The following is a 23,258-nucleotide window of genomic DNA, read 5'->3' as shown; positions in this document are numbered from 1 at the left end:
AACTGTGGCAGCGCGCCCGAACAGAATTCATCAGACTCGCGCTCTACTGGGGATCTGCATTCTGGTGTTTCTTTCATGCGGGCTTTTTGGCTTTTTCTTTTCTTTCTGTTTAGCGCACCGGCGAGTTTCGCCGAACAGCGCTGTGACGCCCAGGTGCCGGTGCAGCGTGCCGAACTGGGTGCCGTCAGCCTGGTGTACCAGAGCGTCGGTGCGCCACGCGACCCGGCCTTGCTGCTGGTCATGGGCTTGGGCGGGCAGCTGATTCATTGGCCAGATGATGTGGTCGAGGCATTGTGCCGCCAAGGTTTTCGGGTGATCCGCTATGACAACCGCGATGTCGGCCTGTCCCGCTGGAACCAGGTACCACCGCACGCCAACCTGACGCTCGAACTGTTGCGTTACAAGTTGGGCCTGCCCGTGTCGGCGCCCTATACGCTGACTGATATGGCCGATGACGGCTTGCGCCTGATGGACGCGTTGGGCGTGCGCCAGTTTCATGTATTGGGGGTGAGCATGGGCGGCATGATTGCCCAGCACCTGGCGGCGATGGCGCCTGAGCGTGTGCGCAGCCTGACGCTGGTCATGTCCAGTTCAGGGGCGGCGGGGCTGCCGGCGCCGGCCCCGGCGTTGGTGCAGTTGCTGGCCCGGCGCAGCGCGCCGAACCGTGAAGTGGCTATCGAGCAGCAGGCCGACCTGCTGGCGGCCTTGGGCAGCCCTGAGGTACGAGACGACCGCGAAGTGTTGCTGCAGCAGGCGGCGCAGGCCTACGACCGGGCGTTCAACCCTGACGGGGCCAAGCGCCAGATCATGGCGATACTGGCCGAGCCGAGCCGCGTCGAATTGCTCAACCAGTTGCGAGTGCCGACCCTGGTGGTACACGGCACGGCTGATCCGTTATTGCCGGTGATGCATGGCGTGCACCTGGCGGCGCATATCCAGGGCAGCCAGTTACGCTTGATCCCGGGGTTGGCGCACCGTTTTCAGGAGCCGTTCAAGGCGCCGTTACTGGGGGCGGTGTTGCCTTATTTGCAGGCGCACAGGCAAGCGGTCACGCACATCGCAGGGCTCTGAATCCGCGCTGGCTGCTTCGCGGGCTTGCCCGCTCCCACAGGTGCTGCACCGATCTCAGACATTGTGGAGACCCTGTGGGAGCGGGCGAGCCCGCGAAGCAGCCAGCGCCGCTTTCGATCAGTGCATCCGCACTCACACAGTCACCAGCACAGTCGCGGCGATCAGCCAAGCCAGCGTGGCCAGCGCCATCGATGCCTCGAGGCGCAAGCGGTCGACCAGTACATACAGGGTTGCCAGGTACACGAAATACGGAATGATCGACCACATGCCAAACAGGATGGTGGTCTTCAGGTCGGCAATGCTGCGCCCCTTGCCGACAATGTAGTGGGCAATCAGGGCAAAGGTGGGGAACAGCGGCACCAGCCCCGCGATGTAGTAGTTGCGCGTTTTCGACAGCACCGCCAGCAACAGCACCACGCCTGCGCCCAGGGCCGCTTTGAATACCAGGTCCACGTTGTTTTCCAGTTTGGGTTCAGTCAGGCGAGGCCGTATTTTTTCACTTTGTCGAACAGCGTGGTCTTGGCCATGCCCAGCTCCTGGCTGGCCTGGCTCAGGTTGCCACCCGTGCGTTGCAGGGCATCAGTGAGCAGGTTGCGTTCGAATGCTTCCACCGCCTCGGCAAAAAGCAGGCCTTGGTTGGCACCACCGCTGGGGCCTTTCTTGAAGGCTGGCAGGCCGAGGGCATAGCGTTCGGCCACGTTGCGCAACTCGCGCACGTTGCCTGGCCAGTCGTGGGCCATCAGGCGCGACAGGGTCTGGCTGTCCAGTGTCGGTGTTTCCCGGTCGAAGCGCAGCGCCGACTGCTGCAGGAAATGTTCGAACAACTGCAGGATGTCTTCACGGCGCTCACGCAGCGGCGGCAGCTCCAGGGTGACCACGTTCAACCGGTAATACAGGTCGCTGCGGAACTGGCCGCTCTGGCCCAAGGCATCGAGGTCGGCCTTTGTCGCGGCGATCACCCGGCAATCCACCGGGATGCTCTGGTTCGAGCCCAATCGCTCCAGGGTGCGCTCCTGCAGCACGCGCAGCAGCTTGATCTGCAGGTTGATCGGCATGCTCTCCACTTCATCGAGGAACAGCGTGCCGCCATTGGCGTGTTCGATCTTGCCGATGCGGCGTTTGCCGGCTCCGGTGAAGGCGTTGGCCTCGTGGCCGAATATCTCGCTTTCAAACAGGTTTTCCGGCAGGCCGCCACAGTTCAGCGCCACGAACGGGTGGCTCTGGCGACGACTGAAGTCGTGCAGGCAGCGCGCGACCAGCTCTTTGCCGGTGCCGGTTTCACCTTCGATCAGCACGTTGGCTGAGGTGTCGGCGACGTTGGCGATCAGTTCGCGTAAGTGCTCCATGGCCGGTGAGCGACCAATGATGCGTCCCTCCAGGCTGCTCTGCTCGGCCAGTTGGCGGCGCAGGGCCACCACTTCGCGTGACAGCCCGCGCTGTTCCAGCGCGCGGCGTACCACATCGACCAGGCGCTCGGGGGAGAACGGTTTTTCCATGAAGTCGTAGGCGCCGTTACGCATGGCGCCGACGGCCATGTCGATATCGCCATGGCCAGTGATCAGCACCACCGGCAGGCTGCGGTCACGGGCCTTGAGGCGATTGAGCAGCTCCAGGCCATCAATACCCGGCAGGCGGATATCGCTGACGACAATGCCGGCGAAATCGTCGCCGATGCGTTCCAGCGCCTGTTCGGCGCTGCCCACGCCCTCGCAGGCGATATCCTCCAGGGCCAGCGCCTGCTGGCAGCCGAGCAGCACATGCGGGTCGTCTTCGACGATCAGGACGGTAAGAGGCGCTTGGTTCATGGATGCTCTGCCGATTCGCTAGGGGGGGGAAACCAGGGGCAAGGCCAGGACGAAGGCTGTGCCGCCGGTGGCGGGATGCTCGACGTTGAGGCTTCCCTTGGCGGCGGCGGCAAGGGAAGCCGACAAGGTCAGGCCCAGGCCCAGGCCATGCTCGCCCGGTTTGGTGGTAAAGAAGGGTTCGAACAGGTGCTTGCGCGCTTCGGCGTCAATGCCGTGGCCGTTGTCGCGCACCTGCAAACGGTACTTGTCGCCCTGCAACTCGCCTTCCAGCCACAGCTCAGGCTGCGGTTGCGCGGCCATCGCGTCAAGGGCGTTGCCGATCAGGTTGACCAGAATCTGCTCCAGGCGGGTCTGGTCGATGGCCAGTTGCTGGTCCTCGAACTGATGGTGCAATTGCAAGTGACAGGCACTGACGCGGTTGGCCAGCACCTGCAGGGTGGCCTCTACCGCCTTGGCCAGTGAAGCCTGGCCGCTGTCATCGCCGCGCCGGGCGAACGAGCGCAGGCTGGCGGTGATGCGGCCCATGCGGTCGATCAGGTCATTCATGGTGCGCAGGTTGGTGCTGGCAGTTTCCAGCGCCCCGCGCTCGAGGAAGCGCACTGTATTGCCAGACAGGGTGCGCAGCGCAGCCAGTGGCTGGTTCAGCTCGTGGGCAATGCTGGTAGACATTTGCCCGATGGCGGCCAGCTTACCTGCCTGCACCAGCTCATCCTGGGCGTGGCGCAAGGTCTGCTCGGCATGCCGGCGCTCGCGAATCTGGCCCTTGAGGCGTTCGTTGCTGGCGCGCAGGTCGGCGGTGCGTTCGGCAATCCGCCGCTCCAGCTGGCTGTTGGCTTCCTCAAGGGCTTCGCGGGCCGCCAGGCGGGTGGCGATCACTTTGCGCCGCTCGTTCCAGGCAATGCCGAGGATCGCCAGCAAGGCAAAGGCCACGCCCACCAGAATGCCCTGCACCATGGATTCGCGACGCAGGTCCTGCAGTGGGGTCAGCAGGGTGAAATGCCAGGGCGTGTCGACCAGGCGCCTGGTTTGCGCCAGGTACGCCACTTCGTGTGGTTTGCCATGAGCGGTTTCGGTGTTGGCCGGGAAGGTCAGCTTTTCCACACCATCGGCCAGGGTTTCCCGGGCCAGGGGTTGCAGTTCGTTCAGCGGCCACCAGTAGTATTGCAGGCTTCGCGCCAGGCGCTCCTTGATTTGCGGGGTCAGCGGGCGCACCGACTTAAGACGCCGGGCCGGGTCGCTGGAGAGAATGATGATGCCATTCTCGTCGCTGACGAACGCCTCCAGGCGGGCACGCTGCCAGCGCTCCTCGAGGGTGTCCAGGCGCACCTTGATCACCGCAACGCCTATGATCTTGCCGTGCTCCTCAAGGCCATGGGCCAGGTAATAGCCAGCCTCGCCAGTGGTACTGCCGATGCCATAGAAACGCCCGGGCTCGCCGCGCACGGCAGTCTGGAAGTAGGCGCGGAACGACAGGTCTTCACCCAGGAACGAGTCGGCATCGCGCCAGTTGCTGGTGGCCTGTACCCGGCCATTGGTGTCGAGGACGAAGATGGCCCGACTGCGACTGCGACGGTTCAGGCCTTCAAGGTATTCGTTGACCGTCTGGCGTGAAGCGCCGTCCGGGTCGGTGAGCAGGTGCGAGACGCTGTCTTCCAGCTCCAGCAGGCTCGGCAAGTAGGTGTACTTGCTGATTTCGCTTTCGACCGTGCGTGCATGCAGCTCCAGCTGGCGTTCGCCGTTTTCGCTGAGGGCGCGGATACCATTGCTCTCGCTGATCAGGTAGCCAGCCATTCCCAGCCCGACCATCAGCAGGATGATCAGTGGTGGTAACAGCAATTGACGGATCAGGCGGGAATTCACGGCAGGCTTGGCAGGGCGAAGTAGCGAGGGATCGCATTTCATCACAGTGGCCTTGTTACGACCAGCTTCCGCTGCCTGGTGGGGCCGTGGCAGCGGAAGCTGTGGCCGGGTCAGTGCTGCAGGATCTTGCTGAGGAAGTGCTGGGTGCGCTGGTCGCGGGCGCTCTGGTCACCGAAGAACGCTTCCTTGGTGCAGTCTTCGATGATGCTGCCCTTGTCCATGAAAATGACCCGGTTGGCGACTTTGCGGGCAAAGCCCATCTCGTGGGTTACGCACATCATGGTCATGCCTTCTTGGGCCAGTTGAACCATCACGTCCAGTACCTCGCTGACCATTTCGGGGTCCAGTGCCGAGGTGGGTTCGTCGAACAGCATGACGATCGGGTCCATCGCCAGGGCGCGGGCGATGGCCACGCGCTGCTGCTGGCCACCGGAGAGCTGGCCGGGGTGTTTCTTGGCATGGGCACTGAGGCCTACACGCTCGAGCAGCGCCAGGCCCTTCTTGGTGGCTTCCGCCTCGCTGCGGCCCAGCACCTTGCGCTGGGCAATGGTCAGGTTCTCGGTGATGGTCAGGTGCGGGAACAGCTCGAAGTGCTGGAACACCATGCCCACGCGCGAGCGCAGCTTGGGCAGGTTGGTCTTCGGGTCGGCAATCGAAGTGCCATCGACCACGATGTCGCCCTTCTGGAAGGGCTCCAGCGCGTTGACGCACTTGATCAGGGTGGACTTGCCCGAGCCCGACGGGCCACAAACCACCACTACCTCACCTTTCTTGACCTCGGTGCTGCAGTCGGTCAGTACCTGGAAGTCGCCGTACCACTTGTTGACGTTCTTGATGGAAATCATACGGTGATCCTTTTTTGCAGGCGCTTGACCAGCCACGAAGCGGAGAAGCTGATGAGGAAGTAGACGACGCCGGCGAAGATCAGGAACTCATGGGAGCGCCCGATGATGTCGCCGTTGGAGCGTGCCGAGTTGAGGAAGTCGACCAGGCCCACGGTGTATACCAGCGAGGTGTCCTGGAACAGGATGATGCTCTGCTGCAGCAGCAGCGGGGTCATCTTGCGGAAGGCCTGGGGCAGGATGATCAGGCGCATGGTCTGCGCGTAGTTCATGCCCAGCGCTTGTGCGGCGCCCATCTGGCCCTTGGAGATCGACTGCACACCGGCGCGGACGATTTCGCAGAAATACGCGGCCTCGAACATCATGAAGGCGACCACGCAGGAGGTGAAGGCACCCACCGGGGTATCTTCGCCGGTGATCCAGCGCAGCACGAACGGGACCGCCAGGTAGAACCAGGTGATCACCAGCAGCAGCGGGATCGAGCGGAAGTAGTTGACGTAGGCACCGGCCAGGTTCGACAGCAGTTTGCTCGACGACAGGCGCATCAGGGCCAGGATGGTGCCCAGCACGATACCGCCGATGACACCCATGACCATCAGTTTGAGGGTCATGACCATGCCCTCCCAGAGGGCAGGCAGGGCAGGGATGATTTCGCTGAAATCCATTTCCATTTACTTGCCCCCCACGGAAATCAGGCCAGGCACGGCGACTTTCTTCTCGACCATGCGCATGAGCAGCATCAGGCCCATGTTCAGGGTGAAGTAGATCAGCGTGGCCAAAGTGAACGCCTCGAACAGGTTGGCGGAAAACTCTGCGGTCTGTTTGGTCTGCGCCAGCAGCTCCATCAGGCCGATCAGCGACGCCACCGAGGAGTTCTTGAACACGTTGAGGAACTCGGAGGTGAGCGGCGGAATGATGATCCGGTAGGCCTGCGGCAGCAGCACATTATTGTAGATCTGCGGGAGGCTGAAGCCCATGGCGCGGGCGGCAGCTTCCTGGCCTTTGGGCAGCGCCTGGATACCGGTACGCACTTGCTCACAGACGCGTGCGGCGGTGAACAGGCCCAGGCAGATGACCACGCTGATCAGCGCCGAAGTGGTCGGGTTGAGGTCCTGCTTGAACCATTCCTGCAAGCCTTCTGGCAGCAGGTCCGGTACCAGGAAGTACCAGATGAACAGTTGCACCAGCAGTGGCACGTTGCGGAACAGTTCCACGTAGGCGGTGGCGATACCCGATACCAGGCGGTTCGGTACGGTACGCATGACACCGAGGACTGACCCCAGCAGCAGCGCGATGATCCAGGCGGTGATGGCGATGGCGATGGTCCAGCCCAGGCCGGTGATGTACCAGTCCAGATAGGTTTCGCTGCCCACGCCGGTGGACTTGAAGAACACGCCCCAGTCCCAGTTGTAATTCATCGGGATTTCCCCTCAGACGGTTGTTTCACGGGCACCTTCGAGCATCCGGGGGCGCAAGGCGCCCTCGGATGAAAGGTTAGACACTAATGAGTGGCCTGCAGAATTGATTCGTGCTTGTGAGCACCAGGCCACTATTTGCTGAGGATCAGGACTTCTTCTCGTCCGCAGCCTTGTCGGTTGGCTCGGCGATCAGTTTCTTCAGCTCGTCGCTCATCGGGAACTGGAGGTTCAGGCCCTTTGGTGGAATCGGCTGCTGGAACCACTTGTCGTAGCTTTTGTTGACTTCGCCCGACTTGAAGTAGGCCACGATGGCGTCGTCGACCGCTTTCTTGAACGCAGCGTCTTCCTTGCGCACCATGCAGCCGTAGATTTCATACGACTGTGGCGTACCGGTGATGACCCAGTCCGCTGGCTTGCGCGCCTTGGCCATTTCACCGGCGAGCAGGGCGTCGTCCATCATGAAGGCCACAGCGCGGCCGCTTTCGAGCATGTTGAAGGCTTCACCGTGGTCCTTGGCGGAAATCACGTTCATCTTCATCTGCTTGTCGGCGTTCATCGCCTTGAGGATGCGCTCGGAGGTGGTACCGGCGGTGGTCACCACGTTCTTGCCGGCCAGGTCCGGGAAGTCTTTGTATGCCGGCTGACCGTCCTTGACCTTGGTCAACAGGCGGGTACCGACTTCGAAGATGCCGACCGAGAAGCCAACCTGTTGCTGGCGCTCGACGTTGTTGGTGGTGGAGCCGCACTCCAGGTCGACGGTGCCGTTCTGCACCAGCGGAATACGGGTTTGCGAGGTGACCAGGTTGTAGCGGACCTTGATGTCCGTGCCCAGTTGCTTTTTCAGCGCGTCGACGACGGCCAGCTGGATGTCATGCGAGTAACCGACGGGCTCGGGTTTGCCGGCCAGGTAGGAAAATGGAATGGAGGAGTCGCGGTGCCCCAGTGTGATGGTGCCCGATTCCTTGATCTTCTTCAGGGTGCCGGTGAGCTCCTCGGCTATGGCCGGCGAAGCGATGACTGCAGCCGCGATGGCTGCGCCCAGCAATTGACGAACGATACGCATCAAATTTTCCTCGACGTGTTTGTTTTTTTTATGGAGCCGTTGGCGGACTCTTCGTTCAACGAATACAGCAAGAAGCGGGTGCATTCGGCTACCAAGTGTAGAGCATGACTCGTGCCAAGCCCTGCTGTCGACCTTAAACCGCTTGTATTGCTCGCGCTTGACAGTCTCGGCATCTCTCCGGGGTTCGCCAGGCCGAATAAATGGCGCTTGCTCGTTCGGTTATCCGAACGCGTGGGCTGCCGCACATCCAGGTGTCGTGTGTAGTAACTATGCAGTGCGCGGCAAGGGCGCAGACGTAGTGTGCTCAGCTCTTTGCCTGGAGAGCTCCACAGATGTCACCGCACCGGCCCCCGAACGATTCCATCGATAGCCTGATTGCCCAAAACTTGCCTGGATGGCTAGTCGACCACGCGCAACCGGAAAGGCTCGATGCGTTACGTCATGCCCTGAGTCGCCAGGCGCACTGCAATGCGCGGCTTGGCCCGATCATTCAGACCATCCCTTCTTTGCAAGCCTACGCCGCAGCGTTGCTCAAAACGAAACTGCGCAAGAGCGGCATCAGCAACCCTGACGTGACGGGTTGGAGTGTACGGGTCTCGCAGCGGCTGTTGCTGCCCAGTGCTTCGCCTGTGCTGCTGCGGCCCACCTATGTTCGCCGCTCCAGGCGTTCATTGCTGGAGGCGGCGTTGCATAACTATCATCGCAGGGAAACACGCCCCGGGCTCATGTTCAAAGGTGAACTGGTCGATGGCAACGGTAACCGGCTGCCGATGAGCTTCCACGCGTTTGCCTCCGCATGTCGCGAGGTTGACGCAGGGGGCAAGTACCAGGCGTTGCTTACGCACCATCTACAGCCTGAAGATGGCCCTGAGGATGAGCCGGGCCAGGCCGTTTCCCGCTTGCACGGGTTGTTCGAGGCGAGTTTCAAGGCCCATTTCGAGGTGGCGATGCGGGTCGCTGCGTTGAAACAGGACATTGACGAGCGCACGTATTTTTTTCTGTTGCCACTTATTGCCGAAAAGCCGGTGGTGCCTGCGCTGGTTGGCACTGTGGTGCCCCGACAGTTGTACCTGCTGGGCCGCCCGGTTCCAGGCGTGCTGACGCTGGAAGTGCGTCCGTCAGCTGACGCAGTGGAGTCGGTGGTGCTCTGGATACCCGATGACCCTCATCAGCCCGTCTCCCGTCATGCCAGCTGGGATGCACTCGACAAGTACCTCGGTAAGCGCTTCCGTGCGCCGGCCTATCGGCGCTTTTTCGCGCGCTTCATTACCGAGCGTGAGCGCATCAATTTCTATCGGGTATTGAACGAACGGGTTGCGCAGGCATCGGCAGCCGGGGTGGAGCTCGATGCCCGTTCTGCACCGATCACTGACGCACCGTTCGTACACCTGCGCCGGCAACACCTTGCCAAGATCAGGGATGACGCCAAGGTGCTCGCCGTGCCCACCGATGTCGAAGATGATGAAGACCGCGAAGCGCGCATGCAGGGCTACAAAGAGCTGGGTATGAACTTGCTGAATGTGGCGGGGGCTTTCGTGCCTGTGCTTGGCGAAGTGTTGCTGGTGGCAAACGCGGTTCAGATCGCTGACGAAGTGTATGAAGGGTATGAAGACTGGCGCATGGGTGATCGCGAAGGGGCGTTGAACCACCTGTTCAACGTTGCCGAGAATGTCGTGCTCGGCGGGATGATCGCAGCCGGCAGCCAAGTGGCCGTGCGTGCCCTTGAGCGTCTGGCCTTCGTGGATGACCTGGCACCGGTGTGCACCTCCGCAGGCAAGGTCAGGCTCATGGCCACGGATCTGCCCGGTTACGATGCCCAACCGTTGCGGGGTGTCGGCGCACAGGAATGGTTGTGGCACCTCGATGAGGGGCGTTATCGGGTGATGGAGGATCCGCAGGATGGTCGCTCCAGGATCCTGCACCCTGGTCGCCCCAGGGCCTACCGGCCAGCGATAGAGCAGAATGGCGCCGGTGGCTGGCGCCATGAACTCGAAACGCCACAGTACTGGGAAGGGCGGGCCAATCTGGTACGCCGTTTGAGTACGCCCCTGGCAGAACTACCGGAAGCGACATGCGACTACCTGCTCCAGGTGACAGGGCTGAGTGAAGCGCAGATTCGCCGTTTACACGTTGAGCACATGGGCGCACCTGCACGGTTGCTCGATGCCCTGGAGCTTTATCAGGCACATGAATTACACCCGGACTTCAGCGCGCCGCGACTGGCGCAGTACGTTGCTGATCGGCAAGTGCAGCCCAACGGCATCGAGCGGATATTGCGGCGCACTTTCCCCGGCCTGTCGGCTCGCTGTACCCGTGAGCTGCTTCAGCAATGCAGCGGTGCGCAGCTCGATACGCTCAGCACCGCGCAGCGGATCCCTTTGGCAGTGGCCGAGCGTGCACGATGGTCGCTGCGCGAAAGCCGTCTGGACAGGGCCTGTGCCGGTTTGCGCCTGCCGCGTTGCGTCAATCCGGACACCGAACGCCTGGCTTTGGGCTTGCTCGAGCGTCAGCTGAAATGGCCAGACACCCTGCGCATCGAACTGCGCGAAGGTAGCCCGAGTGGCCGGTATCTGGCCGGTATCGGCGCAGAGTCTGCGCAGGATGTACGGTGTATCGTGCGCCGCGGCGACGGCTACCGCTACGCCGGTCAAGGCACATCCGGCCCCTACCTGGCGGCACTGTTGGCTGCGCTGGACGATACGCAGACAGCCGATCTCGGCGATGCCGCTGTCAGTCCAGGCGCCCTTGGCTCGTTGCTGATCGAGGCCGCTGCCGGTGATCGCACCCAAGCGGCTGAGCTCTGCGGCATGCCGCGTCTGGGTGTTGGCCTGCGACCCCCGACCCGTTTTGGAGATGGGCGTATCGGGTATGCGTTGAGTGGGCGAGGCGAGAGCAGTCGGCGTGCCATAGGGCGTGGTATTCACCAAGTGTTTCCGACGATGACAGACGGGGAGCTACAAGCCTATCTGCTTGCCCTCATGGAGCGGCGAGTAGGGTTGTGGGAGCACTACAGCCAGCTCACGGGGCAGTTGACACGCCTGCGTCAGAGCCTGCGTCAGTGGCGCAGGGATGCCAGTAACCCACTGGACGCGCTGCGCCGCCGTCGGGTCGCTACTGCCATACGGCGAAGCTGGCGGCGCAAGATAACCGACGAGGCCGGGGACTACGCGCTGATCATCAGCGGAGAGCGTATCGGTAGTCTGCCCGAATTACCGGAGGGGGTGAGCTTTGATCATGTGCGACGGCTGATCCTCAGTGACCTGCGCCTTGGTGAAATCAATGGGGACTTCCTTCGACGTTTTCCCAACCTGATTGAGCTCGACCTGTCCGGCAATCGCCTGACTGCGATCCCTCACGGCATTGAACATTTGCCCCGCCTGCGGCAGCTAAACCTGCGTCGCAACAGCGTGATAATGGATGAGGCCGGTGAATTGCGTCTTGCCGGGATGAGCGCGCTGCGGTACCTCGACCTCAGTCACAACCCGCTGGGAAGGGCACCGGTACTGACGCGCCTGGGCAATTTGCGTGAAGTCAACTTGCGCTCTGCTGGCCTTGAGGCGTTGCCTGAGCGGATTTCATTTCGTGCCCACATAGACTTGCGAAACAACAACATTCGCACGCTGCGCCGAGAGTTGCAGCAGCTGCGCCTGCAGGTGCACCAGTTGTCCTTGCACGATAATCCACTTGGCGAAGCTGACGCATTACTGCTTGATGAGGCTCGAGGTGTAACCCCAGGGCAGTGGGGGTCAGCGTCCGCACGCCATCGCGCCATTGACAGTGACCTGTTCAATACCTGGGCCAACAGCACAGCCGACGCTGAACGTGATCGCCAGCAGGCCATATGGACAGCGCTGCTTGAGGAGCCGCACTCAGATGGAATGTTCCGCTTTCTGGCAGACTTCGTTCACGGCGAGGACTTTGAGCAGCACCCTGGGCATTACCGCAGCCGAATCTGGCGAATTCTGGAAACGTGTGAGCAGCACGAGCAGTTGCGTCATCAGTTGTTTCTCGAGGCATCTGGTCCCCGCAGTTGTGAAGACCGCCTGCTGCTGTTGCTGGAGCAGATGGAGCTTGGGGTTCTGGTGCTGCGCGCCGTCGAAGACGCGCATGGCAGTCGGATGGAAGCTCGCTTGCTAAGCCTGGCGCGTGGTTTGTTTCGCCTGGACGAGGTCGACCGTCACGCGACGTTGCACGTGCAACGCATGCATGCCGAGCACGCCCCTCATGTCGATGAAATCGAGACACGGCTTTTTTACCGACAGCGGCTTGCGCGTCCGTTGGGCTTGCCGATCGAGCTCGACGAAATGCACTACCCAGGTTTTGCAAACGTAACCACCAGCGATGTGTTGCGGGTCCAGGACGCGGTTTTGCAAACTGAGACGACGGATGCCCTGATTGCCTCGTTGGCACAGCGGCCTTTCTGGGAGCAATACGCGCGTGAGTTTCATGCGCAGCGATTTGAAGACCTGGTACAGCCACTGCACCAGCGGATGGAGGCCCTGCAGGCTCAGGTAGATGAGCAAGTGATCAGCGAAAACGAGTTTCTGCAACGCTGTGAAGCACTGAAGGCTGATTTCGATCGCAGCGAGCGGGCATTGCTGGCGCGGTTGGCGCGTGAAGCCTACGAGCGCTGGGCGAATACGCCCCCTTGACGGATCAAGAGGGCTTCACCGTCGGTATCAGGCTGCGCGGCTATTCGCGCGCACCTTGCGGGCTTGCTGCAGATACGCCTCCAGGGCTATCTGCTCCTGTGCGGTCAGCGACAGGCCCAGCTTGGTGCGACGCCAGATAATGTCAGCGGTTTGCTCAGCCCATTCCTCCTCCAGCAGGTAGTCCACCTCACGGGTGAACAGCCCGGCCCCGATAGCCTGCCCGAGGTCTTCGGGGCCGTGAACGCCATCGAGCAGCCGCCACACGCGGCTGCCGTAAGTGAGCACCCAGCGTTTGGCCAGGTCAACAGGCAACCAGCCGCACCGTGCCAGTACGGCATCGATCAGCGCCTGTACCGTTGTCATGCCCTCTGCGCCTGGCAGTGGCGCACTGGCGGTCCAGGGGCCGCGCATCTGGGTGAAGAAGGGCTTGAGTTCAGCCATGGCCGATTCGGCCAGCTTGCGGTAGGTGGTGAGCTTGCCACCGAACACTGACAGCAGCGGTGCCTGGCCAGCTTCTGCCGAAAGGGCGAGTGTGTAGTCCCGGGTCACCGCCGAAGGGTTGTCCGACTCGTCGTTGCACAGCGGCCGAACGCCGGAGTAGGTATGCAGGATGTCGGCTTGGCTCAGTTGGTGGTTGAAGTGCTCGTTGACGACCTTCAACAGGTAATGTGTTTCCTGCTCGGTAATGGCGACCGCGGCCGGGTCGCCGCTGTATTCCCGGTCAGTGGTGCCGATCAGGGTAAAGCGGTCCAGGTACGGGATGCAGAAGACGATGCGCTGGTCTTCATTCTGCAGAATGTAGGCATGTTCACCTTCATACAGGCGCGGCACGATAATGTGGCTGCCCTGGATCAGGCGGATGCCGTAAGGCGCATCGAGCTTGAGGTCGTCCTTGATGAAGCTGGCCACCCACGGGCCGGCGGCGTTGACCAGCGCGCGGGCATGGATCGTCTGGAGGCTGCCGTCGGCGTGCTGCAGTTCAACCTGCCACAAGCCCTCTACACGTTCGGCGCGCAAGCAGCGGGTGCGGGTGTGGATATGTGCGCCAAGCTCACGGGCCGCCATGGCGTTGAGTACTACCAGGCGGGCGTCATCGACAGCGCAGTCGGCGTATTCGAAGCCGCGGGTGATTGCCGGCTTCAGCGGGTAGCCCGGGCCGAAGCGAAGGCTACGCGAGGCACCCAGGCGCTTGCGCTTGCCCAGGTGGTCGTAGAGGAACAGGCCGGCGCGGATCATCCATGCAGGGCGCAGGTGCGGGCGGTGCGGAAGCACGAAGCGCATAGGTTTGACGATGTGCGGCGCCTTGGCCAGCAGTACTTCGCGCTCAGCCAGGGCCTCGCGTACAAGACGAAATTCGTAGTGCTCCAGGTAGCGCAGCCCACCGTGAATCAGTTTGCTGCTGGCTGACGACGTGTGTTGGGCCAGGTCGTCTTTTTCGCAAAGGAAGACCTTCAAGCCGCGACCAGCGGCGTCGGCAGCGATGCCCACGCCATTGATGCCACCGCCGATCACGGCAAGGTCATAGCAGTTGGCTGTTGGGAGCTGGGACGAAACTGGCTGGGACACGGGCAAGGCCTCCTGGGGCTGTTCACATCGAATATGAACATTGATGTTCGTTTGCGAAAATATTAGCGCAACAGAAAGCCGGTCGCCAGTCAGTCTCTATAGAAAAAACTGATCAAATGACGATGAAGTGAACATTTCCGAAAATTTAGGGGGTGGCTGTGGTTATGGGAGGCGCTGTCTCAGGCATAACGGGCCCGAAACCGATGCAGGCGCGAGCCTCGCTCGCGATGCGCCGCGCGGGCCGCACTTGATCTCACGGCCGCCACACATCTGGCGGCATGCACCCACCAGCCCTCAAACCACCTCAAGCCTGATCTTGTTCTGGTTCAACAATTGGGTAAGGGTGGGGGTTGGTGTCTGGTCGGTCACCAGGCAGTCGACCAGGTCGATCGAGCCCAGACGCACCATGGCATTGCGCCCGAACTTGCTGGAATCGGCCGCGAGGATCACTTGCCGGGCATTGGCGATGATGGCTTGCGACACCCGCACTTCCTGGTAGTCGAAATCGAGCAGGCTGCCATCCTCGTCGATACCGCTGATGCCCACCAGGGCGAAGTCGACCTTGAACTGGTTGATGAAATCGACACTGGCCTGGCCGACTACACCACCATCACGGCGTACCGTGCCACCCGCCACCAGCACTTCGAAATCGTCCTTGGCGGCCAGGATCGCCGCCACGTGCAAGTTGTTGGTGATGACTTTCAGGTGGTTGTGGTTGAGCAGCGCCCGTGCGATCGATTCGGTGGTGGTGCCGATGTTGATGAACAGCGACGCATGGTCGGGAATCTGCCGGGCTACGGCGTCGGCAATGCGCTGCTTTTCGTCGCGCATCTGGTCGGCACGCATGGCGTAGGCGGTGTTCTCGATGCTCGAATCGTAAGCCGCGCCGCCGTGATAACGACGCAACAGGTTGAGCTCGGCAAGCTGGTTGATGTCGCGTCGGATGGTCTGGGGAGTGACAACGAACAGCTGCGCCATTTCCTCGATACTGACATAGCCGCGTTCGCGTACCAGTTCGAGGATTTGTTGTTGGCGAGGGGGCAGATTCATGGGCGGTCCTTTGGGGCTGCCGGACAAATTCTGCAATGATGCCGTAGGAAGGGGATGACGGCCAGTGGACGATTGGGGCCGCATGGCGGCCCCAACAGCTATCATGCCTCGTGATCTTCCCAGTCACGGGTACGCTCGACCGCCTTCTTCCAGCCGGCATACAGCTTTTCTTTCTGCGTTTCGTCCAACTGCGGGCTGAACTCACGCTCGATGATCGCCTTGTCGCGCAGCTCGTCCAGGCCACTCCAGAAGCCACAGGCCAGGCCTGCCAGATAGGCGGCGCCCAGCGCCGTGGTTTCGCGCATCTGCGGCCGCTCGACGCAGGTGCCGAGGATGTCGGCCTGGAACTGCATGAGGAAGTTGTTGGCCACTGCACCACCGTCCACGCGCAGCTCGGACAAGCGCTGGCCACAGTCTTGCTGCATGGCGTCGAGGACATCGCGGGTCTGGTAGGCGATGGACTCCAGTGCGGCGCGAATGATGTGGTCCACCTTTACACCACGTGTCAGGCCGAACAACGCACCGCGGGCATACGGGTCCCAGTACGGGGCGCCCAGGCCGGTAAAGGCGGGCACCAGGTACACGCCGTTGCTGTCCTTGACCTTGCTGGCGAAGTACTCGGTATCCAGGGCGTCGTTGACGATCTTCAGTTCGTCACGCAGCCATTGCACGGTAGAGCCACCATTGAATACCGCACCTTCCAGTGCATAGGCCACCTCACCACGCGGGCCGCAGGCAATGGTAGTGAGCAGGCCGTGGGACGACTTCACCGCCTGGTCGCCCGTGTTCATCAACAGGAAGCAGCCGGTGCCGTAGGTATTCTTGGCTTGGCCCGGCTCAACGCACATCTGGCCGAACAGTGCCGACTGCTGGTCGCCGGCGATACCAGCAATGGCAATGCCGCTCTTGGTGTGGCCGTACACTTCCGAGGATGGACGCACCTCAGGCAGCATCTGCCGCGGGATGCCCAGGATTTGCAGCAGCTTGTCGTCCCACTGCAGGCTGTGGATGTTGAACATCAGCGTGCGCGAGGCGTTGGTGTAGTCGGTGACGTGAACCTTGCCACCCGTAAACTTCCAGATCAGCCAGGTGTCGATGGTGCCGAACAGCAGTTCGCCACGCTCGGCGCGTTCACGGGCGCCGTCGACATTGTCGAGGATCCACTTCAGCTTGGTGCCGGAGAAATACGGGTCGGTGACCAGGCCGGTGGTTTCACGAATGTAGGCTTCGTGGCCGTCGCGCTTGAGCTGGGCACAAATCTCGGTGCTGCGGCGGCACTGCCAGACAATGGCGTTGTACACCGGGCGTCCGGTTTCCTTGTCCCACACCACCGTGGTTTCGCGTTGGTTGGTGATGCCCAGCGCAGCGACCTGGGCGTGGCTGATACCCGCCTGGGCCAGGGCCTCGACCATGGTGGCGCTTTGTGTGGCGAAAATCTCCATCGGGTCATGCTCGACCCAGCCCGCCTGCGGGTAATGCTGTGCGAACTCGCGCTGGGAGGTACCTACAACATTGGCGTCACGGTCGAAAATGATCGCCCGTGAGCTGGTGGTACCCTGGTCCAGGGCGATGATGTAGTTCTTATCCTGGGTGTCTGTCATGGTCGTAGGCCTTGCAAGAATAGGGGGTCAGGGCTGTGCGTGATGGCGGCATCAATTGGCTTGAGTATCGCCCTGGCGAATGTCATTTGTCTCAGGGGTCGCGGCGGGCGCCATTGGCAGGTTGCGTGCAATCAGGCCGCGATAGCTCGCTGCACCCAAGCAGGCGCCAAGGATCGGTGCAAATACCGGAACCAGGAAATAGGGAATATCCCGCCCGCCAGTGAAGGCGATTTCGCCCCAACCGGCCAGGAAGGTCATGAGTTTTGGCCCGAAATCGCGGGCCGGGTTCATCGCAAAGCCAGTCAATGGGCCCATGGCGCTGCCAATCACTGCAATCAGCAAGCCGATCAGCAGCGGGGCCATGGCGCCGCGCGGCAGGCCGTTGTTGTCGTCGGTCAGGGCCATGATCACGGCCATCAGAATGGCAGTGATCACCACTTCGACCAGAAACGCCTGGCTGGTGGACAGCGACGGGTGCGGGTAGGTGGAGAACACCGAGGCCAGCTCCAGGCTGCCTTCGCTACCGCGCAGCATGGCGTGGGCTTGTTCGAAATCGAAGAACAGGTTGCTGTACAGCGTGTAGACCAGTGCTGCGCCACAGAATGCGCCGCATACCTGGGCCAGCATGTAGAAGGGCAGCTTGCGCTTGTCGAACCCTGCGAACAGTGTGAGGGCGATGCTCACGGCTGGGTTCAGGTGCGCACCGGAAATACCGGCGGTGAGGTAGATGGCCATGCTGACGCCCACACCCCAGATGATACTGATTTCCCAAAGCCCGAAGCTGGCGCCGGCCACCTTGAGCGCGGCGACGCAGCCGGTACCGAAGAAGATGAGCAGGGCGGTGCCGAGAAACTCGGCCAGGCATTGGCTGGACAGTGTGGGTTGGCGCAGAGCAGTCGTCATGTATGACCTCGTTTTTTTTGTTGTGAGGCGCGTGGCGCTCGACAGCAAAACCCGGTGTCTATCCCCATTGACCCCGGGTGATGTAGGAAATGCACCTTATAAGTGCACCGCTTATTCAGAAACGAAAAAATATAGACAAGAAACGCTGATGTCAAAGGTCGAAAGTGAACGGTCAGTCACGATATGGTCGCTAGAATCAGCTGCTGATCCCTGTGCTAGACGCGCGCGATTGCGGTGCGGTGGCTGGGATGTGGGAATTGTCCTAAAGTAGCCGCCGAGTCGTCCCTGACTGGAGCCCTTGCATGACCCCCGCCCTAGACCTGTTGAAGAAGCACCGTGCCGAGCATCGTGTGCACAGTTATGAACATGACCCGAAGTCGGCGTCGTATGGCCTGGAGGCGGCAGAAAAGCTCGGGCTCGACCCGCAACAGGTGTTCAAGACGTTGCTGGCAAGCAGCGAGAAAGGGGAATTGCTGGTAGCGGTTGTGCCTGTTGTGGGTACCCTGGACCTCAAGGCCCTGGCCCATGCTGCCGGGGTAAAAAAGTGCGAGATGGCCGACCCTGCAGCGGCGCAGCGGGCGACCGGTTACCTGGTGGGCGGCATCAGCCCGCTGGGGCAGAAGAAGCGCCTGCGGACCTTTATTGATGACTCAGCGCAGAATTTTGCAACTATCCATGTCAGCGCTGGCAGGCGTGGCCTGGAAGTGGAGCTGACAGCGGCGGTGCTGGCGGAGTATACGCAAGGCACGTTTGCCGGGATCGGCAGAGGCTGAGATCCGGAGCCGCGCTGCAGCCCAATCGCGACACAAGGCCGCCCCACAGGAGTTCTCGATTTCCTGTGGGAGCGGCCTTGTGTCGCGATTGGGCCGCAGCGCGGCCCCAAGGGTCTGCAATCAGGTCGCGGAACTGTACCGACGCACGCCATTCTCCTGGCGCGGCAACTGCGCCGCTACGCTACCCGGCACCGGGAACAGCACCAGGTGATCGGCTTTCACCGCAATCCCCACATCTTCACCGACCTGAAGGTCGTTATGGCTAGGGAAGATCGCTTCCAGCTGGCTGCCAGTCGGCAGTTGCAGGCGGTACAGGGTCGATGCCCCCAGGAAGCTCTTGCCAACGATGTTCGCCTGTAGCCCGCTGCCCGGTGCATACACGATATCGTCGGGCCGCAGCAGTACATCCACCGAACTGCCCGGCGCCATGATGTAGGCGCGGTTACCGCGCAGCTCACCCACTTCGGTATTGACTGCCTCGTGGCTGCTCATTTGCCCACGGATGAAGTATCCCTGGCCGATGAAACTCGCCACGAATGGCGTCTGCGGTTCGTGGTAAAGGTTATAGGGCGTATCCCACTGTTCCAGGCGGCCTTCCTTGAAGACGCCAACCTGGTCGCTGACGGCAAAGGCTTCTTCCTGGTCATGGGTGACCAGAATGGCGCTGGTGCCGCGGCTTTTGAGAATATCGCGAACCTCATGGCTCAGGCGCCGGCGCAGCTCCACGTCGAGGTTGGAGAATGGCTCGTCAAGCAGCAACAGTTGCGGCTCGGGCGCCAGCGCCCGGGCCAGGGCGACACGTTGCTGCTGGCCGCCAGACAGCTCATGCGGGTAACGCCCGCCCAGCCCGCCGAGTTTGACCAGCTCCAGCATCTCTTCGATGACGGCGGCCTGGCGTGGGTGTTTGGCGATACCAAAGGCAATGTTCTGCGCCACGGTCAGGTGCGGGAACAGCGCGTAGTCCTGAAATACCATGCCGATGCGGCGCTTTTCCGGAGCCAGGGTGAAGCCCGCCCGGGAAATGACCTCACCGGCCAGGTGGATTTCACCTTCGTGCACCGGCTCGAAACCGGCGATGGCGCGCAGGGTGGTGGTCTTGCCACAACCGGATGAACCCAGCAGGCAACCGATGTCGCCTGCGTTAAGGTGCAGGTTGAGGTTCTGGACGATGCGCTGGTCGCCATAGCCGCAGGCGAGGTTGCGCAGGTTGAGCAGTAGGGGTTGACTCATGCGTGGTGGTAAGCCGGTTCTACAAGGAATTCGAGAAGCGCCTTCTGTGCATGCAGGCGGTTTTCAGCCTCGTCCCAGGCGACCGAACGTGGGTCGTCGAGCAGGTCCTGGCTGATTTCCTCGCCACGGTGGGCGGGCAGGCAGTGCATGAAGAGGACATCGGGTGCAGCCAGGTCGAGCAGTTCGCGGGTGACCTGGTAAGGCGCGAAATGCGCCAGGCGCCGTGCAGTTTCCTCCTCCTGACCCATGGAAGTCCAGACATCGGTGACCACCAGGTGTGCATCACGCACAGCTTCCCTGGCATCCCGGATGATCTGCACGCGGTCACCGCCCAGTGCCATGAAGCGTTGATCCGGCTCATAGCCTTCGGGGCAGGCGATGCGCAGCTGGAAATCGAACTGCCTGGCGGCTTCGATATAGGAGTTGCACATGTTGAAGCCATCGCCGATCCAGGTCACGGTCTTGCCCTGAATCGAGCCGCGGTGTTCAACGAAGGTCTGCATGTCGGCCAGCAGTTGGCACGGGTGCGATTCGTCGGACAGGCCGTTGATCACTGGCACACGCGACTTGGCAGCGAACTCGGTCAGGGTGCTGTGGGCGTGGGTACGGATCATCACCACATCAACCATGCTCGACAGCACGATGGCGCTGTCACCAATCGGCTCGCCGCGGCCCAGCTGGGTGTCGCGGGGCGACAGGAAGATGGCCTGGCCGCCGAGCTGGATCATGCCGGCCTCGAACGACACACGGGTACGGGTCGAGGACTTTTCGAAGATCATGCCCAGCACACGGTTCTTCAGCGGTTCGAACAGCACGCCTCGCTTGCGCAGGTCCTTCAGCTCGATGCCGCGGCGGATCACCCCGAGCAATTCGTCGGTGGTGAAGTCCAGCAGGGAGAGAAAGTGCCTAGCGCTCATGAGTGACTACCTTATCTGCAACGGTATGCAGGTCGACCGTATGGTTTTTTTGACAACGGGGGTGACCTGCGGCGTAAGCCGCACGGGGCGGACGAAATAGGGAAAGGCGCAATACTATAAGTAAATGTCGCCTGAAGCCAAGGGGGGAAAAGCGGGGGTGATCGCAAAGGGTATTGCAAAGGGTGTCTTTACCCGTTGGCCCGTGCTGTTCTTTATTTGCTACAGACGGTTGTACACGGCTTGCTGGCAATTTGGCAAATGGCTGTCGTAAATCGTGCGCCTGATGTCGGTGGATTCACGCGGCGAAGCGCACTGGCCGCAGGGCGGGGGCGGGCGCATAGTCACTGTTCGACAACAACAAGGCAGAGGCGGCCATGACCAAGACCCTGCATCACCGTGCCTGTCACCTGTGCGAAGCGATCTGCGGGCTCAACATCGAAGTCAGCCATGAGGAGGACGGGCGGGCCCTGATCAGCTCGATCAAGGGCGACCCCATGGACCCGTTCAGCCGTGGCCATGTCTGCCCCAAGGCCGTGGCGTTGCAGGACATCCAGAACGACCCGGATCGCCTGCGCCAGCCCCACAAGCGAGTCGGCGAGCATTGGCAGGCCATTGGCTGGGATGAGGCCTTCGCACTGGCAGCCGAAAAATTGTGGGCGGTCCAGCAAGCCCATGGGCGCAATGCCGTGGCGGTCTACCAAGGCAACCCGAGCGTGCACAATTACGGCTTGATGACCCACAGCAACTACTTTCTGGGCCTGCTCAAGACCCGTAACCGGTTCTCAGCCACTTCAGTGGACCAGTTGCCCCAACACCTGGTCAGTCACTTGATGTATGGGCATGGGCTGCTGCTGCCGATTCCGGACATCGACCACACGGGGTTCATGCTGATTCTTGGCGGCAACCCGCTGGCCTCCAATGGCAGCATCATGACTGTTCCGGACGTGGAAAAGCGCCTGAAGGCCCTGCGGGCGCGTGGTGGGCGCCTGGTGGTGGTTGACCCGCGGCGTAGCGAAACGGCGGCAATGGCTGACAGCCATTTGTTCATACGCCCCGGTGGCGATGCAGCCCTGTTGTGCGGCTTGCTCAACACATTGTTCGAAGAAGGCCTGGCACGGGGCTCGCACTTGCCGGTCAACGGCCTGCAGCAGGTGCGCGAGGCCATTGCGCCGTTCAGTGCCGAGGCCGTGAGCGCTCACTGTGGTATTGCTGCAGCGGATATTCGCCAGCTGGCACGCGACTTCGCTGCTGCCGGGCAGGCCGTGTGCTACGGCCGCATGGGCGTCTCGACCCAAGCATTCGGTACCCTTTGCCACTGGCTGGTGCAACTTGTGAACCTGGTGACCGGCAACCTCGACCGCACAGGCGGCGCGTTGTGCACGGAGCCTGCCGTCGACCTGGTGGCAACCACCTCGGGCGGCCATTTCAACGCCTGGCAGAGCCGTGTGTCGGGTTTGCCCGAGTACGGCGGCGAGCTGCCGGTGGCTGCCCTGGCCGAGGAAATGCAAACACCGGGCGAAGGGCAGGTGCGCGCCCTGGTGACCGTTGCCGGTAACCCTGTGTTGTCCACGCCTAACGGCCGCCAGCTGGATACGGCGCTGGAGGGTCTGGAGTTCATGCTCAGTATCGATCTCTACATCAATGAAACCACCCGCCATGCCGACTTGATCCTGCCCTCCACCTCAGCGCTGGAGAACGACCATTACGACAGCACCTTCAACTTGCTGGCAGTGCGCAATGTCACGCGCTTCAACCGGGCGATCCTGGCCAAGCCGGAGGGGGCACTGCATGACTGGGAGATCTTCGTCGGCCTGGCCCAGGCGTTTGCCAAGCGTGCCGAGTTGGCGTTGAAGCCGACCTGGTCGCCTGCCCAGATGATTGATCAAGCCCTGCGCAAAGGGCGCTATGGTGAAGCAACGCCCTGGCGGCTCTCCCTGGCAACATTGGACGATCACCCGCACGGGCTTGACCTGGGGCCGTTACGCAGCAACCTCGCTGGGCGCCTGGCGACCGCCCGCAAGGCTGTCGAAGCAGCCCCTCAGGTCTTGCTGGACGACTTGCACCGCCTGGCGCAAATGACGCCCCCAGTGCCGGGCGAGCTGCTGCTGATTGGGCGCCGTCATGTGCGCAGCAACAACTCGTGGATGCACAACTTCCATCGCCTGGTGAAAGGCAAGCCACGGCATCAGTTGTTGATGCACCCGCAAGATTTGCAGCAGCGGCAACTGCAGGATGGCCAGCGCGTGCGTATCCGTTCGCGTACTGGCTCACTGGAGGTCGAGGTGCAGGCCTGCGAGGACATGATGCCTGGTGTGGTCAGCTTGCCCCATGGTTATGGTCATGGTCGTCAGGGCGTGCACCTGCAGATCGCCCAGGCGCAACCCGGCGTGAGTGCCAATGACCTGACCGATGAGCGCTTTCGGGACCAGGTTTCCGGGAACGCTGCGCTCAATGGCGTACCCGTGCAGGTCGAGGCCGCTTGAGGAACGGCAAGGCCGAGCACGGCG

The 23,258-nt window shown here is 61.9% G+C and carries 17 protein-coding genes; 4 read left to right on the top strand and 13 right to left on the bottom strand.

Annotated features, from left to right (window positions below):
* Nucleotides 1-75 precede the first annotated feature (75 nt).
* On the top strand, nt 76-1,071 hold the full coding sequence (locus tag ACF8Q6_RS22665; protein WP_012051384.1) for an alpha/beta fold hydrolase: 996 nt from the start codon (nt 76-78) through the stop codon (nt 1,069-1,071).
* Nucleotides 1,072-1,203: 132 nt separating this feature from the next.
* Here ACF8Q6_RS22665 and ACF8Q6_RS22660 read toward each other — a convergent pair whose 3' ends face one another.
* The 7 genes from ACF8Q6_RS22660 to ACF8Q6_RS22630 form a co-directional block, all read right to left on the bottom strand.
* Nucleotides 1,204-1,524: a GlpM family protein gene (locus ACF8Q6_RS22660; RefSeq protein WP_392491669.1), complete on the bottom strand. Its 321-nt coding sequence runs from the start codon at nt 1,522-1,524 to the stop codon at nt 1,204-1,206.
* A gap of 23 nt (nt 1,525-1,547) precedes the next feature.
* The gene (locus ACF8Q6_RS22655) at nt 1,548-2,876 is read right to left on the bottom strand and encodes a sigma-54 dependent transcriptional regulator (protein WP_010952238.1); all 1,329 of its coding nucleotides are present in this window, start codon (nt 2,874-2,876) and stop codon (nt 1,548-1,550) included.
* 18 nt (nt 2,877-2,894) lie between these two features.
* On the bottom strand, nt 2,895-4,778 hold the full coding sequence (locus ACF8Q6_RS22650) for an ATP-binding protein (RefSeq protein ID WP_392491667.1): 1,884 nt from the start codon (nt 4,776-4,778) through the stop codon (nt 2,895-2,897).
* Nucleotides 4,779-4,846: 68 nt separating this feature from the next.
* Nucleotides 4,847-5,581 carry an amino acid ABC transporter ATP-binding protein gene (locus ACF8Q6_RS22645; protein WP_003254971.1) on the bottom strand — a complete coding sequence of 245 codons (735 nt, stop codon included), beginning with the start codon at nt 5,579-5,581 and terminating at the stop codon, nt 4,847-4,849.
* Nucleotides 5,578-6,249 carry an amino acid ABC transporter permease gene (locus tag ACF8Q6_RS22640; protein ID WP_012051387.1) on the bottom strand — a complete coding sequence of 224 codons (672 nt, stop codon included), beginning with the start codon at nt 6,247-6,249 and terminating at the stop codon, nt 5,578-5,580. The genes ACF8Q6_RS22645 and ACF8Q6_RS22640 overlap by 4 nt, the downstream gene beginning before the upstream one ends.
* On the bottom strand, nt 6,250-6,996 hold the full coding sequence (locus ACF8Q6_RS22635) for an amino acid ABC transporter permease (protein WP_012051388.1): 747 nt from the start codon (nt 6,994-6,996) through the stop codon (nt 6,250-6,252).
* A gap of 145 nt (nt 6,997-7,141) precedes the next feature.
* Nucleotides 7,142-8,059 carry a glutamate/aspartate ABC transporter substrate-binding protein gene (locus tag ACF8Q6_RS22630; RefSeq protein WP_392491665.1) on the bottom strand — a complete coding sequence of 306 codons (918 nt, stop codon included), beginning with the start codon at nt 8,057-8,059 and terminating at the stop codon, nt 7,142-7,144.
* A gap of 332 nt (nt 8,060-8,391) precedes the next feature.
* On the opposite strand from ACF8Q6_RS22630, the gene ACF8Q6_RS22625 reads away from it, so the two are divergent.
* Nucleotides 8,392-12,711: an NEL-type E3 ubiquitin ligase domain-containing protein gene (locus ACF8Q6_RS22625; RefSeq protein WP_392491664.1), complete on the top strand. Its 4,320-nt coding sequence runs from the start codon at nt 8,392-8,394 to the stop codon at nt 12,709-12,711.
* A gap of 27 nt (nt 12,712-12,738) precedes the next feature.
* Here ACF8Q6_RS22625 and glpD read toward each other — a convergent pair whose 3' ends face one another.
* The 4 genes from glpD to ACF8Q6_RS22605 form a co-directional block, all read right to left on the bottom strand.
* On the bottom strand, nt 12,739-14,277 hold the full coding sequence (gene glpD, locus ACF8Q6_RS22620) for a glycerol-3-phosphate dehydrogenase (protein WP_392491663.1): 1,539 nt from the start codon (nt 14,275-14,277) through the stop codon (nt 12,739-12,741).
* Between the two features lie 294 nt (nt 14,278-14,571).
* Nucleotides 14,572-15,327, bottom strand: a complete 756-nt coding sequence (gene glpR / locus ACF8Q6_RS22615; RefSeq protein WP_003254962.1) for a DNA-binding transcriptional repressor GlpR — start codon at nt 15,325-15,327, stop codon at nt 14,572-14,574.
* A gap of 101 nt (nt 15,328-15,428) precedes the next feature.
* Entirely contained in the window at nt 15,429-16,928 is a 1,500-nt protein-coding gene (gene glpK / locus ACF8Q6_RS22610; protein ID WP_392491662.1) for a glycerol kinase GlpK, read from the bottom strand.
* Between the two features lie 51 nt (nt 16,929-16,979).
* A complete protein-coding gene (locus ACF8Q6_RS22605; RefSeq protein ID WP_003254959.1) occupies nt 16,980-17,831 on the bottom strand; it encodes an MIP/aquaporin family protein in 852 nt (283 codons plus the stop codon).
* Nucleotides 17,832-18,133: 302 nt separating this feature from the next.
* Here ACF8Q6_RS22605 and ybaK point away from each other — a divergent pair, with 302 nt between their 5' ends.
* The gene (gene ybaK, locus ACF8Q6_RS22600; protein ID WP_392491661.1) at nt 18,134-18,604 is read left to right on the top strand and encodes a Cys-tRNA(Pro) deacylase; all 471 of its coding nucleotides are present in this window, start codon (nt 18,134-18,136) and stop codon (nt 18,602-18,604) included.
* A gap of 120 nt (nt 18,605-18,724) precedes the next feature.
* Here the strand turns inward: ybaK and ACF8Q6_RS22595 are convergent, their stop codons facing one another.
* Both ACF8Q6_RS22595 and argF read right to left on the bottom strand, forming a co-directional pair.
* Nucleotides 18,725-19,834 (bottom strand): ABC transporter ATP-binding protein, encoded by a 1,110-nt coding sequence (locus ACF8Q6_RS22595; RefSeq protein WP_014755513.1) that lies wholly within the window; start codon nt 19,832-19,834, stop codon nt 18,725-18,727.
* Nucleotides 19,831-20,751: an ornithine carbamoyltransferase gene (gene argF, locus ACF8Q6_RS22590; RefSeq protein WP_003254953.1), complete on the bottom strand. Its 921-nt coding sequence runs from the start codon at nt 20,749-20,751 to the stop codon at nt 19,831-19,833. Before argF ends, ACF8Q6_RS22595 begins: the two co-directional genes overlap by 4 nt.
* A 374-nt stretch (nt 20,752-21,125) precedes the next feature.
* Between argF and ACF8Q6_RS22585 the strand changes: the two genes are divergently transcribed.
* Nucleotides 21,126-23,234 carry a molybdopterin-dependent oxidoreductase gene (locus ACF8Q6_RS22585; protein WP_392491241.1) on the top strand — a complete coding sequence of 703 codons (2,109 nt, stop codon included), beginning with the start codon at nt 21,126-21,128 and terminating at the stop codon, nt 23,232-23,234.
* The last annotated feature ends 24 nt before the right edge of the window (nt 23,235-23,258 follow it).

This window comes from Pseudomonas sp. GLN_2 (assembly GCF_043106005.1).
Lineage (GTDB): Bacteria > Pseudomonadota > Gammaproteobacteria > Pseudomonadales > Pseudomonadaceae > Aquipseudomonas > Aquipseudomonas alloputida.
This window is presented reverse-complemented; position numbering and strand designations above follow the sequence as displayed.